This is a genomic window from Kitasatospora sp. NPDC057738 (assembly GCF_042798815.1).
In the GTDB taxonomy this organism is placed as follows: Bacteria; Actinomycetota; Actinomycetes; order Streptomycetales; family Streptomycetaceae; genus Kitasatospora; species Kitasatospora lactacystinica.
This window is the reverse complement of the sequence record NZ_JBHVJT010000022.1, coordinates 68,120-80,908: the sequence shown is the minus strand read 5'-3', so window position 1 is coordinate 80,908 and position 12,789 is coordinate 68,120. Positions and strand designations below refer to the sequence as shown.

The 12,789-nt window shown below is 70.1% G+C and carries 13 protein-coding genes and 2 pseudogenes; 9 read left to right on the top strand and 6 right to left on the bottom strand.

Annotated elements, in window-relative coordinates:
• Positions 1 to 25: 25 nt before the first annotated feature.
• Positions 26 to 562 carry a 5-(carboxyamino)imidazole ribonucleotide mutase gene (gene purE, locus ACFVGO_RS14915; protein ID WP_359906144.1) on the bottom strand — a complete coding sequence of 179 codons (537 nt, stop codon included), beginning with the start codon at positions 560 to 562 and terminating at the stop codon, positions 26 to 28.
• The gene (locus ACFVGO_RS14910) at positions 559 to 1,698 is read right to left on the bottom strand and encodes a 5-(carboxyamino)imidazole ribonucleotide synthase (protein WP_359906141.1); all 1,140 of its coding nucleotides are present in this window, start codon (positions 1,696 to 1,698) and stop codon (positions 559 to 561) included. Before ACFVGO_RS14910 ends, purE begins: the two co-directional genes overlap by 4 nt.
• Before the next feature lie 301 nt (positions 1,699 to 1,999).
• Here ACFVGO_RS14910 and ACFVGO_RS14905 point away from each other — a divergent pair, with 301 nt between their 5' ends.
• Together ACFVGO_RS14905 and ACFVGO_RS14900 are read left to right on the top strand one after the other, a co-directional pair.
• Positions 2,000 to 2,518: a GtrA family protein gene (locus tag ACFVGO_RS14905; RefSeq protein WP_359906138.1), complete on the top strand. Its 519-nt coding sequence runs from the start codon at positions 2,000 to 2,002 to the stop codon at positions 2,516 to 2,518.
• Positions 2,519 to 2,721: 203 nt separating this feature from the next.
• Positions 2,722 to 3,018 (top strand): annotated as a pseudogene (locus tag ACFVGO_RS14900) (ester cyclase); the annotation flags it as partial.
• 39 nt (positions 3,019 to 3,057) lie between these two features.
• On the opposite strand, the gene ACFVGO_RS14895 reads toward ACFVGO_RS14900, so the two are convergent.
• A complete protein-coding gene (locus tag ACFVGO_RS14895) occupies positions 3,058 to 4,302 on the bottom strand; it encodes an ATP-binding protein (RefSeq protein WP_359906135.1) in 1,245 nt (414 codons plus the stop codon).
• A 59-nt stretch (positions 4,303 to 4,361) separates the two neighbouring features.
• Positions 4,362 to 5,036 carry a response regulator transcription factor gene (locus tag ACFVGO_RS14890; protein WP_030058577.1) on the bottom strand — a complete coding sequence of 225 codons (675 nt, stop codon included), beginning with the start codon at positions 5,034 to 5,036 and terminating at the stop codon, positions 4,362 to 4,364.
• Positions 5,037 to 5,365: 329 nt separating this feature from the next.
• Between ACFVGO_RS14890 and ACFVGO_RS14885 the strand changes: the two genes are divergently transcribed.
• From ACFVGO_RS14885 to ACFVGO_RS14875, 3 genes are all read left to right on the top strand, one after another.
• A complete protein-coding gene (locus tag ACFVGO_RS14885) occupies positions 5,366 to 6,889 on the top strand; it encodes an oligopeptide:H+ symporter (RefSeq protein WP_359906132.1) in 1,524 nt (507 codons plus the stop codon).
• Positions 6,890 to 7,089: 200 nt separating this feature from the next.
• The gene (locus tag ACFVGO_RS14880; RefSeq protein ID WP_380632078.1) at positions 7,090 to 9,117 is read left to right on the top strand and encodes a prolyl oligopeptidase family serine peptidase; all 2,028 of its coding nucleotides are present in this window, start codon (positions 7,090 to 7,092) and stop codon (positions 9,115 to 9,117) included.
• 153 nt (positions 9,118 to 9,270) lie between these two features.
• On the top strand, positions 9,271 to 9,942 hold the full coding sequence (locus ACFVGO_RS14875) for a pentapeptide repeat-containing protein (protein ID WP_380350546.1): 672 nt from the start codon (positions 9,271 to 9,273) through the stop codon (positions 9,940 to 9,942).
• Here the strand turns inward: ACFVGO_RS14875 and ACFVGO_RS14870 are convergent.
• Both ACFVGO_RS14870 and ACFVGO_RS14865 read right to left on the bottom strand, forming a co-directional pair.
• Entirely contained in the window at positions 9,939 to 10,805 is an 867-nt protein-coding gene (locus ACFVGO_RS14870) for an aKG-HExxH-type peptide beta-hydroxylase (protein WP_380632076.1), read from the bottom strand. The two genes, ACFVGO_RS14875 and ACFVGO_RS14870, sit on opposite strands and share 4 nt — an antisense overlap.
• 99 nt (positions 10,806 to 10,904) lie before the next feature.
• Entirely contained in the window at positions 10,905 to 11,051 is a 147-nt protein-coding gene (locus tag ACFVGO_RS14865; protein ID WP_158077738.1) for a hypothetical protein, read from the bottom strand.
• 256 nt (positions 11,052 to 11,307) lie between these two features.
• On the opposite strand from ACFVGO_RS14865, the gene ACFVGO_RS14860 reads away from it, so the two are divergent.
• From ACFVGO_RS14860 to ACFVGO_RS14845, 4 genes and pseudogenes are all read left to right on the top strand, one after another.
• On the top strand, positions 11,308 to 11,562 hold the full coding sequence (locus ACFVGO_RS14860; protein ID WP_074003881.1) for a hypothetical protein: 255 nt from the start codon (positions 11,308 to 11,310) through the stop codon (positions 11,560 to 11,562).
• Positions 11,534 to 12,049 (top strand): DUF6879 family protein, encoded by a 516-nt coding sequence (locus ACFVGO_RS14855; RefSeq protein WP_074003882.1) that lies wholly within the window; start codon positions 11,534 to 11,536, stop codon positions 12,047 to 12,049. Before ACFVGO_RS14860 ends, ACFVGO_RS14855 begins: the two co-directional genes overlap by 29 nt.
• A 14-nt stretch (positions 12,050 to 12,063) precedes the next feature.
• Positions 12,064 to 12,585, top strand: a pseudogene (locus tag ACFVGO_RS14850) (Scr1 family TA system antitoxin-like transcriptional regulator); the annotation flags it as partial.
• Complete coding sequence (locus ACFVGO_RS14845) at positions 12,560 to 12,688, top strand: hypothetical protein (RefSeq protein WP_359906119.1); 129 nt, start codon at positions 12,560 to 12,562, stop codon at positions 12,686 to 12,688. The pseudogene ACFVGO_RS14850 and the gene ACFVGO_RS14845, both read left to right, overlap by 26 nt.
• Positions 12,689 to 12,789 lie beyond the last annotated feature (101 nt).

Sequence of the window (12,789 nt, the reverse complement as noted above, 5' to 3'; positions counted from 1 at the left end):
GTTCTACCCCACCCCCACCAGGGGATTACTTGCCGAAGCCGAAGGAGGAGGAACCGGCCACCTTGGCGCGCAGCTTCTGGCCCTTCTCGGTGGCCTGGTTGTTCAGCTCGGCCTGGAACTCGGTCATCTTCTCGGTGAGCTCGGGGTCGAAGGCGGCGAGCATCCGCACCGCGAGCAGGCCGGCGTTGCGCGCGCCGGCCACCGAGACGGTCGCCACCGGGACGCCGGCGGGCATCTGGACGATCGACAGCAGGCTGTCCATGCCGTCCAGGTAGCGCAGCGGCACCGGCACGCCGATGACCGGCAGCGGGGTGACGGAGGCGAGCATGCCCGGCAGGTGGGCCGCGCCGCCGGCGCCGGCGATGATCGCCTTCAGGCCGCGCAGGTGGGCGTTCTCGCCGTACGCGACCATCTCGCGGGGCATCCGGTGGGCGGAGACGACGTCCACCTCGTAGGGGATCTCGAACTCGTCGAGCGCCTGGGCGGCGGCCTCCATGACCGGCCAGTCGGAGTCCGAGCCCATCACGATGCCGACGAGGGGGGCGGTCGAAGCGGGGCTCATTCGGTGATCGTTCCTCGCAGGTAGGCGGCCGCGTGGCGGGCGCGCTCGCGGACGTCTTCGAGGTCGTCCCCGAAGACGTTGACGTGGCCGACCTTGCGGCCGGGCTTCACGTCCTTCCCGTACATGTGGATCCGCAGCCCGGGGTCGCGGGCCATGCAGTGCAGGAAGGGGCGGTACATGTCCGGGTAGTCGCCGCCGAGGACGTTGACCATGACGGTCCACTTGGCGCGCGGGCGGGGGTCGCCGAGCGGGAGGTCGAGGACGGCCCGCAGGTGGTTCTCGAACTGCGAGGTGACGGCGCCGTCCTGGGTCCAGTGCCCGGAGTTGTGCGGACGCATGGCCAGCTCGTTGACGAGGATGCGGCCGTCCCGGGTCTGGAACAGCTCGACGGCGAGGTGGCCGACGATGCCGAGGTCGCCGGCGATCCGCAGGGCGAGCTGCTGGGCCTCGTCGGACAGGGCCGGGTCGAGGTCCGGCGCGGGGGCGGTGACCTCGGCGCAGACGCCGTTCTCCTGGACGCTCTCCACCACCGGGTAGGCGACGGCCTGCCCGCTGGGCGAGCGGACCACGTTGGCGGCCAGCTCGCGGACGAAGTCGACCTTCTCCTCGGCCAGCACCGCGACGCCGGCCAGGAACGGGGCCTGCGCCTGCTCCTCGTCGTCGACGACCCAGACGCCCTTGCCGTCGTAGCCGCCGCGGACGGTCTTGAGGACGACCGGGTAACCGGAGCCCTCCTCGGCGAAGGCGGTGACGTCGGCCGGGTCGGCGACGATCCGGTGCCGGGGGCAGGGCACGTCGATGGAGTCCAGCTTGGCCCGCATCACGCCCTTGTCCTGGGCGTTGACCAGCGCGTCCGGGCCGGGGCGGACGGCGATGCCGTCGGCCTCCAGGGCCCGCAGGTGCTCGGTGGGGACGTGCTCGTGGTCGAAGGTGATCACGTCGCAGCCGGCGGCGAAGGCGCGCAGGGTGTCGAGGTCGCGGTAGTCGCCGAGGACGACGTCGGACACCACCTGTGCGGCGGAGTCCTGGGGCGTGTCGGCGAGGAGTTTGAACCTGACCCCGAGCGGGATGCCCGCCTGGTGTGCCATGCGGGCCAGCTGCCCGCCACCGATCATGCCCACCACTGGAAAATTCACATTGCCCGGGGAAGTCACGCGGCCCAGGATATCCGGGCCGGTCGGGGGCGGTGGAGCCGCCGGTGGGGCCGTCGGGGCGGACGCGCGTAGATGTCAACCTGTCGCCCTGGGGGCTGAGCCGTTCGATGGAAGCGGGTAGCCTGGACGGCCAGGTCCTGGTCTGCGCGGTCCGATCATGTGCGTGCACGCAGGGCTCAAGGGGTGGCCGCGCCGTCGCGGCAGGCCCTTTCGTCCCGCAGGCACATGGAGGCAGTCCGGTATGGCGACGACCGCAGCTTCGAACCCCCCGCTCGCACAGAAGATGCGTGGGATCACGGGCGAAGTCGTGAAGTTCGGCATCGTCGGCCTGAGCGGCGTGGTGGTCAACTTCGCCGTCTTCTGGGTCTGCATCAACGGCATGGGCCTGGCCTCGGTCCGGTCGAACATCGTCGCGACGGTGATCGCGATCGCGACCAACTACCTGGGCTACCGCTACTGGCTCTACCGGGACCGCGACGCCGCCTCCCGCAGGCGCGAGATCACGCTCTTCCTGGTCTACAGCGGCATCGGCATGCTGATCGAGACCGGCGTCCTCGGCTTCTCGGTGTACGTGCTCGACCTGCGCTCGCACTACGAGCAGATCGGCGCCAAGGTGATCGGCCTCGCCGTGGCCACCGTGTTCCGCTTCGTCTCGTACCGCACCTGGGTGTTCAAGGCCGTGCCGGAGCCCGTCGGACTGCCCGCCCAGCAGGCGGTGGACGCCACCAGCGGCCAGGAGCTGGCCGCACAGGCCGAGCTGATGCTGGCCACCGAGCGGATCCGCCTCGCCAAGGCCGAGTAGGCCCCGCGCCCCCGCGCCCCTCGCACCCCCCTTCGCTCCTCGCAGCCCCGGCAGCCCGAACGCGGCCGCCGGGGCCTGCCGTGTCCGGCGGGCTTGCCGGGTCCGCCGGGCTTGCCGCGTCCGCCGCGGCCGGAGGAGAGTGGTTACCGAGGGCGAGCACGGCCGGCGGACGATCGTGGCCGAGGGGGTCCAGGAGGCTCGCCATGACGTTCGTCCAGATCATCGACTGCAGGACCGACAGGCTCGACGACCTCAACCGGCTGCTGGACACCTGGGTCGAGGCGACCCGGGGCAGGCGGACCGCTTCCCACGCGGTGATCGGCACCGACCGTTCCGACACCGCGCACGTGGTGCAGATCGTGGAGTTCCCCTCCTACGCGGCGGCGATGGAGAACTCCGCCCTGCCCGAGACCGACCGGATCTTCCGCGAGATGGTGGCGCTCTGCGACGCCCCGCCCACCTTCACCGACCTCGACGTGGTCCGCGACGCGCAGTTCGACTAGGGCGTGTCCGACCGTTCGAGTCGGCCCCGGGCCCGTTCAGTCCTGGTGGCTGCGTCCGAGGAAGAGCGCGAACACCGCCGGCTTCAGCGAGAGCAGTTCGAGCCGCCCGCCGTCCGCCTCCGCGAGGTCGCGGGCGACGGCCAGACCGATGCCGGTGGAGTTGCGCCCGCTGACCGCGCGCTCGAACACCCGGTTGCCGAGGTCCGCCGGCACGCCCGCGCCCTCGTCCTGGACCTCGACCACCGCCGAGGTGCCGGACGGCCGGACCCGCAGGGTGATAGTCCCGGCGCCGTGCATCAGCGAGTTCTCGATCAGGGTGGCCAGCACCTGGGCGACCGTCCCCGGGGTGCCGACCGCGGTGACCCCGTGCAGCCCCTCCAGGGAGAGCACCCGGCCCTGCTCCCGCAGCGTCGGGCCCCACTCCTCCACCTGCTGCTTGATCACCTCGTCCAGGTCGAAGGCGACGGCGGTGGGGCTGCGCGGGTCGCGCTGGGTGGTGAGCAGCCGCTGGACCACGTCGGTGAGCCGCTCGACCTGCTGGAGGGCGATGGTCGCCTCCTCCTTGACCGTCTCCGGCTCCTCGGCGAGGGCGGTGATCTCCTCCAGCCGCATGGAGAGCGCGGTGAGCGGGGTGCGCAGCTGGTGCGAGGCGTCGGCGGCGAGCCGGCGCTCGGCGGTGAGCATCCGGGCGATCCGCTCGGCACTGGTGTCCAGCACCTCGGCGACCCGGTCGAGCTCGGGCACCCCGTAGCGGCGGTCGCGCGGGCGCGGGTCGCCGGAGCCGAGCCGCTCGGCGGTCTCGGCGAGGTCGGTGAGCGGCCGGGCGAGCCGCTTGGCCTGCCAGACGGCGAGGGCCACCGCGGCCTGGACGGCGAGCAGGGCGACCACGCCGAGCAGCAGCAGGTTGTTGGCGATCTCGTGGTCGACGTCCTCGCGGGACTGTTCGACGGTGACGGTCTCGCCGCTGTTGCCGCGCTCGACGGCCTTCAGCAGGTGGTTCCCGGCGGGGCGCTCGCCCGCGGAGACCACCGGCTGGCCGGGCACCTGCACCTCGACGTAGCTGCCCTCGGTGATCTGGCTCTCGAAGGCCCGCCCGGTGACCGGCTCCCCCGCGGCGAGCCGGCTCTCGACCAGGGCGAGCACCCGGACGGCGGCCGCGTCCACCCGGTCCTGGGCCGAGTTGACGATGGTCCGCTTCTCGACCAGGGCGAGCGGTACGCAGAACACCACGACGACCACCAGGACGACGCCCAGCAGCGAGTTGATCATCCTGCGTTTCACGCTGCCGCTCCCCGGGGTGTTCCACTGCCGCGGGCCGAGGGCCCGTTCTCCGTCAGGGACTAATTCTTCTCGAACCGGAACCCGACTCCGCGCACGGTGGCGATGTAGCGGGGGTTGGCCGCGTCGTCGCCGAGCTTCTTGCGGAGCCAGGAGATGTGCATGTCCAGGGTCTTGGTGGAGGTCCACCAGGTGGTGTCCCAGACCTGCCGCATGATCTCCTCGCGGGTGACCACCCGGCCGGCGTCCCGTACCAGGACCCGCAGCAGCTCGAACTCCTTGGCGGAGAGGGTGAGCTCCTCGTCGCCGAGCCAGGCGCGGTGGGACTCGATGTCGATCTTCACACCGTGCGCGCCGGTGGTGAGCTGGTCGACGTTGCCGCGCCGGAGCAGGGCCCGGACGCGGGCGAGGAGTTCGGCCAGGCGGAAGGGCTTGGTGACGTAGTCGTCGGCACCGGCGTCCAGGCCGACCACGGTGTCCACCTCGTCCGCGCGGGCGGTGAGCACCAGGACGGGGCAGCTCTTGCCGTCGGCACGCAGGCGGCGGCAGACCTCCAGGCCGTCCATCTCGGGCAGGCCGAGGTCCAGGACGACGAGGTCGACCTCCTCGGTGAGGCCCGCGGCCAGTGCGGTCGGACCGTCCTCGCGGACGAGCACCTCATAGCCCTCGCGTCGCAGGGCCCGGGCGAGCGGTTCGGAGATCGCCGGATCGTCCTCGGCGAGCAGCACACAGGTCATGTGGTGATGGTAGTCCGCCGGGGTAACGCCGGACGCCCTGTGAGGTAGTTCACAGAGCGTGATCGTTATACAAGGCCCCGATCGCACCCAACGGGCCGCAGCGGACCGGCCGTTCGGCGAAGAATCTCCGTTTGGATCTTGAAACCGAAGGAAGACGCGCCCATCTACCATCGATAGATCGGGAAGATCTGGCGCCGACTTTGCCATTCCCATACCTGATTCAAGGCTTTTGTCATCTGATAAAGCCAAATGTCGCCACGTAGAGTGGTTTCGTCCACGTCCGCCGCCACCCCCCTAGGCGGACGCTGTCAGGCAAGGAACCACTACTCATGGCGTCGAAGACCCTGGACGCCGACATGACGTCGGCCTCTCCCGGCGGCAAGACCTTCCTCGGGCATCCCCGAGGTCTTGCCACCCTGTTCATGACCGAGATGTGGGAGCGCTTCTCCTACTACGGCATGCGCGCCCTGCTCATCTACTACCTGGTCTCCGGTGGCGCCGACGCCGCCGTGGGCAGCCAGGGCGGCGGCCTCGCCATGACGGCGACGACGGCGACGGCGATCTACTCCGTCTACGTCTCGATGGTCTACCTCATGGCCTACCCCGGCGGCTGGTTCGGTGACCGGGTCTGGGGTGCCCGCAAGACCGTCGCCATCGCCGGGTTCGTGATCATGTTCGGCCACATCGCGCTGGCCGTCCCGGGCCAGGCGGCGTTCTTCCTCGGCCTGCTCCTCGTCGCGCTCGGCTCCGGGCTGCTGAAGGCCAACATCTCCACGATGGTCGGCCAGCTCTACAACGGCCCCGAGGACCCGCGCCGCGACGGTGGCTTCACCGTCTTCTACATGAGCATCAACCTCGGTGCCTTCGTCGCCCCGTTCATCATCGGGACGATCGGCAAGGAGTACAGCTGGCACCTGGGCTTCGGTATCGCCGCGGTCGGCATGGCCTTCGGCCTGGTGCAGTTCCTGCTGGGCAGCCGCCACCTGAGCCCCAAGAGCAGCAAGGTCCCCAACCCGCTCAAGCCCGCGGAGCGCAACAGCCTGCTGGTGAAGGCCGGAATCGCCGTCGCCGCCACCGCCGTCTTCTACGCCGTGATCGTCGGGCTGGGCGTCTACACCCTGAACTGGGCCCTCGTCCCGCTCACCCTGGCCGGTCTGCTCATCCCGATCGCCGTGCTGGTCCGGATCAAGCGCGACAAGGACCTCAGCGCCGGCGAGCAGTCCAAGATGTCCGCCTACATCTGGTTCTTCGCCGCGGCCGCCATCTTCTGGATGATCTACGACCAGGGCGGGTCGACCCTCTCCCTGTTCGCCGACAAGAAGACCGCCGACAGCCTGTTCGGCCTCGGCTTCTCGGCCACCTGGTACCAGTCGCTCAACCCGCTGTTCGTGATGGCGCTCGCGCCGGTGTTCGCCTGGCTGTGGCTGTGGCTCTCCCGCCGCAACAAGGAGCCGAACACCATCGTGAAGTTCTCGATGGGCCTGGTCCTGGTCGGCGCCTCGTTCTTCATCTTCATCATCCCGATGAACATGGCGGACGGCGGCACCATGGTCTCCCCGATGTGGCTCGTCTCGATCTACCTGATCCAGACCATCGGTGAGCTCTGCCTCTCCCCGGTCGGCCTCTCGGTCACCACCAAGATGGCGCCGCAGAAGTACGCCTCCCAGATGATGGGCGTCTGGTTCCTCGCCGTCACCGCCGGTGACTGCACCACCAGCCTGCTCTCGCTGGCCGGCGTCAACCTCGACGGCAACGGGATCATCGCGATGCAGGCGTCGCTCGCGGTCCTCGCCGGGCTCGCCGTCTTCGGCTACCGCAAGCGCGTCCAGGCCCTCATGGGCGACGTGCGCTGACGGACCGGCCTACGGCTCACGACTCCGGGGCCGCCGTGGATTCCTGAGATCCGCGGCGGCCCCGGCCGTCTTTCCCGGCCCCGCCCGTCCTCCGCCCCGGCCGCCCCGGCTGCCCGCCCGCCGAGGCCGCCGAGGCCGCCCCCGCCGCCGGGCGTTGTGCGCTCGACACGGACCCGGCGGCCGTGCCTATGGTGCCCCGCATGACGACCCCCTCCTTACCCCGTCAGCTGGCCCGCACCCGGCGGTTCACCCTGGGCGTCCCCGTCCAGCCGGAGCCCTCGCCGGACGGCACCACCGTGCTCTTCCTGCGCGGCCGGTCCGGCACCGACCCGCTCGCCTGCCTCTGGGCCCTGGACACCGCCACCGGCGAGGAACGGCTGATCGCGGACCCGGCCGTGCTCGGCGCCGCCGAGGGCATCGCCGGGTACAGCACCGACGCCGTCGGCGCGCTCGCCGCCTTCGCGCTGGACGGCGCCCTGTGGCTGGCCGACACCGCCCGCGGCACCGTCCGCGCCGTCCCCGTCCCCGGCCCGCCGCAGGACCCCCGGCTCGACCCGACCGGCCGCCGGATCGCCTACGTCGCCGCCGGCGCCCTGCGGGTGGTCGGCGTCGACGGCACGGACGACCGTCCGCTCGCCGAACCCGAGGCCGAGGACGTCTTCTACGGACTCGCCGAGTACGTCGCCGCCGAGGAGATGTTCCGCGACCGCGGCCACTGGTGGTCCCCCGACGGCACCGCGCTGCTGGTCGCCCGGGTCGACAACCGCCCGCTCGCCCGCTTCTTCCTGGCCGACCCCGCCGACCCGCACCGCCCGCCGCGCGCCGTCCGCTACCCGCTGGCCGGCACCGCCAACGCCGAGGTCTCGCTGCGGCTGCTCGGCCTCGACGGCACGGACACCGGGGTCCGCTGGGACCGCGCCGCCTTCGAGTACCTCACCGCCGCCGGCTGGGACGGCCACGGCCCGTACGCCGCCGTGCAGAGCCGCGACCAGCGCACCGTCCGCACCCTGGCGATCGAGCCGGACGGCGCCACCCGGGTGCTCGCCGAGCGGCAGGACGCGCACTGGATCGAGCTGCTCCCCGGCCTGCCGGCCCGCACCGGGGGCGGCGCCCTGGTGGACACCGCCGACCTGGGCGACACCCGGCACCTGACCGTCGACGGCAAGCCGGTCACCCCGCCCGGGCTCCAGCTGCGCGCGGTGCTCGGGACGGACGGCGAGCAGGTCCTGTTCACCGCCTCCGACGAACCCACCGAGACCCACCTCTGGACGTACGGACCGGACACCGGCCCACGACGGCTCAGCAGCGGCCCCGGCCTGCACACCGGGGTGCGGCGCGGCGGCACGCTGGTCCTCATCACCTGTTCCCCCGGCCACCCCGGCGGCTTCACGACCGCTCTACGGGAAGGGTCGGCACCCCTCCCGCTCACCTCGTACGCCGAGCCGCCCATCGTCACCCCGCGGCCCGAACTGCTCCGGCTCGGCCCGCACGCCCTGCGCGCCACGCTCTTCCTGCCCGCCGGCCACCGCCCCGGGGACGGCCCGCTGCCCGTCCTGCTCGACCCGTACGGCGGACCCGCCGTGCAGAAGGCCACCACCGGCGGCCTCTGGTGGGACCAGGTCTCCCAGTGGTTCGCCGACCAGGGCTTCGCGGTCCTCGTGGTGGACGGCCGCGGCACCCCCGGGCGCGGGCCGCTTTGGGACAAGGCGATCCACGGCGACAAGGCGGGGCCCGCCCTCGACGACCAGGTCGAGGGCCTGCGGGCGGCCGACCGGCTGCGGCCCGGGCTGCTCGACCTCGACCGGGTCGGCATCCGCGGCTGGTCCTACGGCGGCTACCTCGCCGCCCTCGCGGTGCTGCGCCGCCCGGACGTCTTCCACGCCGCCTCCGCCGGGGCCGCCCCCACCGACTGGCGGTTCTACGACACCCACTGGCAGGAGCGCTTCCTCGGCCACCCCGACGAGCACCCCGAGCACTACGACAGCGGTTCGCTGATCTCCCTGGCGCCGGAGCTCCGCCGCCCGCTGCTGCTGATCCAGGGCCTCGCCGACGACAACGTCTACCCCGCCCACACCCTGCGGCTGTCCGCCGCCCTCCTCGCCGCCGGCCGCCCGCACGAGGTCCTCCCGCTGCGCGCCACCGGCCACCGGCCGACGGACGAGGCGGTGGTGGAAAACCTGCTGCACCACGAACTGGAGTTCCTACGGCGCTCGTTGGGCCTGGAGTGATCAGCGCCGCGCCACCAAATGCCCTGAGGTTTTCGGCAGGCCGAATAGCTACCGGATCCCAAAGTCCATGCATTTCAACTGCCTTTCTGCGTACGGCAGTTGAGTGCTAGCGTTCATTTCCTCCACTCCAGCGGCTACTGTGAGGTGCCCGTCATGACTCAGGCCATGCCTCGCCAGAAGAATCCCCTGGCCCCGCGCTTTCAGGTGGCTTTGCGACCTGCGGAGCTGCCCGACCATGACTTCGAGGACGACGCCACCATCAAAGGCAGGCAATACAGCGGACTGAGCCTCGTCGGACGATCGGGCGAAGCGGTCGAGGTCGAGCAATGCGCCTTCGAGAACGTCCGGTTCACCGGGATGCACCTGGTCCGGTCGGTGCTCGCTCACATCGCCTTCGACACCTGCGACTTCGCCACGGTCCGGACACAGGACGTATCCGTCCTCCGCGGCACGGTGACCGGGTGCCGGCTCACCGGGTCGTCCTGGAGCAACGGCAGTTTCCGTGACGTCCTCTTCGAGGGCAATCGGACAGACAGCACGCTGTTCCGCTACGCGAAGTTCAAGACGGTGGTCTTCAGGGAGTGCAATCTCTCCCAGGCCGACTTTCAGTTCGCCGAACTCCGTGATGTCCGATTCGAGAAGTGCGACCTCACGGGAACCCAGTTCGCCAACGTCGTCATTCAGCCCGGTGTCAGCTTCGACAACTGCACACTGATCGATGTCGGAGGCGCCGCGCACCTCAAGGGTGCCACCGTGCGAGGCCCGGGGTCCATGGAACTGGCCCTGAGCCTCGCCAGGGAGGCCGGCATCGTCTTCGAAGCCTAGGCTGCGGCAGGCAGGTCGTAGTGCGCGAACTCCCGGCCCGAGATCGACCGGGTGACGAGATCGAAGTCGATCGTCTCGGCGAAGTCCGCGAGTTCGCGCACCATCCCCTGGCCGTACGGCGTGAACAGGTCCAGCTTGTCCAGCAGGCCGTCCGCGCACTCGCGGATCGAGTGGCGGAACGTGTCCACCAACTCCGTCTCACCCCTCAGGTGCTGCATGAGCATGAGGGGCGGGGCCACCACCGCACTGTGGAAGGCCTTGTCCAGCGGGCGCATCTGCCCGAACTTCACCGCGGAGACGACCCGGTACTCGTCGGCCCCCAGCTCCTTGGCCGGCCGCGTGTAGAGGCGGTACACCATGTCCGCCAGGAAGACGTTCAGGTGCACGGTCTCGTGCACCAGGGACTCGGCGTAGTCGTGGGGCCGCCACTCGTCGCCCAGGCTCATGCTCACCAGGCCCGGGAGCGTCGAACCGGTGCCGCCACCCTTGTTGGTCGAGCTGAACATCACGACGTCGGTGACCACCAGGTCCACGAGGGCGCCCAAGTCGGGGACGAGGTCCCTGGTGTGCAGGAGCGCCACGGAGAAGTCGCGCTTCCACCGCTCCCGCAGGTCGGGCGGGGTGTTCTCCAGCCCCTCGAAGATGTTCTCGAAGGTCCTGTTCTCGATCAGGTAGCTGCCCCACTCGCTGTCCTCGAAGGACAGCGTGATGCCCGCATCCTCGACCGGCAGCGGACGGAGCGCGGAGACGACCCTCCGGTACGCGGCCGGGAGGTCCACGGCGGTCGGCGGAGGCTGCTCGTCGACCGCGCTCACGAGTCGGCCGATCGTCTCCTGGGTGTGGTGGATGTTGAGGAACCGCATGGAGGAACACTCCTTCGCTGGAATGCTTGGGAACCACGCGCCCGGCCCCAATTGAGGTGGGGCCGGGCGCGCGACTGCTTCAGGCGCTCAGGTCGGCCGTCAGTTGGTCCAGCCGCCCATCATCGAGGTGTTGTCCTCGTCCAGGAACGCCCGGACGTTGCCCCGGATGGTGTTCGTGGCGCTCTCGTCGAGCGTCACGGACTCGGCCGCCTCGGCGCTCTCGGTGTCGCTGGTGATCACGGACATTGCGATCTCCCTTCATCGGATGAATGGAACAACCTCCCCGGAAAGGGAGGAACCTGCGGGGGGAGTCGGTGATCCGCATCGGCCACGTACTGCTTGGCCGATGCTGGCCAGGCTACGGACGGCGAGACATCGCTCTCTACGAACTTGCATGAGCTTGCACAGCATTCGACCGGTCAAATAGCGGCGTTGACTACATATCCGCTGTTCGGAGAAGCTTGTGCAAGCCCGAGCAAGCACCTAGATCAGGGAGCCGGCCATGGCCGTGGAGTTCGTTGGCATCGACCCCAGTACCGATCGGGACCACTGCCCCACCGTGTGGGTGGACCCGGATGCTCAGGAGATCCTTTTCCAGGGGTGGAACCCGCGCCCCGAGACCCAGGCGGATTGCGAAGGAACGAGTCCTGCGAACGGGCCGGTCCCCGACAATGAGGCCATCGTCAGGCTTCCGGCCCGGATGGTGCCCATGATCAGGGAGGCATGTGATGCCATCGAGCGTGCCCAGCTTCGCTGAGCTGCTTGAGCAGTGTCAGCGGTCCGCCGTCCATCTGGAGCTGCGGGATTCGTACGCCCCGACGGATCGGTTCGAGGCCTGGCAGCGCGGTGAGCGGATCAACTGGGAGGACCAGGCGTCCTGGTGGCATCCCTATGACCAGTTGATCACAGACGCCGTGGCGCGGGGCGTGGTCATTCGCCGAGCCCGGGTGGTCTCCGAGCCCGTGTCCGAGTACATCCGGTGGGAGCACTACGTCACCCACGCCAACGTCACGGCGGGCGAGCAGGTCCGCTGGCTGCCACGGCGACAGGCCACGAGCATCCCCCTGCCGGGGAACGACTTCTGGCTGTTCGACGGTGCACTGCTTCGGGTGCACCACTTCTCCGGGGACGGCGCCGTGGTCGAAGATGAGATCACAACAGACCCGGACACCGTGAAGCTGTGCACCACCGCGTTCGAAGCAGTCTGGGAGCGGGCGCTCCCGCATCATCTGTACGAGATCTGACGAAGGCCGGCTCCATGCCCGCGCACCCCTCACCGAACGTTCAGAAGGCCCGCGAAGCTCTTGCCGGTCGGCTGAGCGAGATTCGGAAGGACGCGGGGATCAGCGGGCGGGAGCTGGCCGTCAGGTGCGGTTGGTCGGAGTCGAAGTCGTCCCGGATCGAGAACGCCAGGACACCTCCCTCCGACGCCGACATCAGGGCCTGGTGCCGCGCCTGTGACGCCGACGATCAAGCTCCTGACTTGGTTGCCGCCAACCGGCAGTCCGCCGACGCCCATGTGCAGTGGCGACGGCTCCAGCGGAGTGGGCTCCGCCGGCTGCAAGAGTCCACCGGAGACCTGTACCGGCAGGCCAAGGTGTTCCGGGTTTACGTCTCCGACGTGATCCCAGGGTTCCTCCAAACGCCCAGGTACGCCGCCGCCTTGCTGTCGTGCATCGCGGACTTCCGGGGAACTCCGAACGATGTGAGTGACGCTGTGGCAGCCCGGATGAGACGCAACGCGGTGCTGGCCAATGGTGCACGCCGGTTCTCGTTCGTCTGACGAGGGTGATGTCATCGTCCGCACCACCCGCCCCCAGTTCGCCACGTTCCTCCAGGGCGCCAAGGCCGGCGAGTTCGACCACCTCACCGTCACCCCCTGAACAGCACGTCGCCCCATCGCGCAACTGCTTGGCGGGGGGGCGCGAACCCACCATTTCGACCTCTTGGAAGCCCGCGTGTCAGAACACCGCCCTCCGGGGGA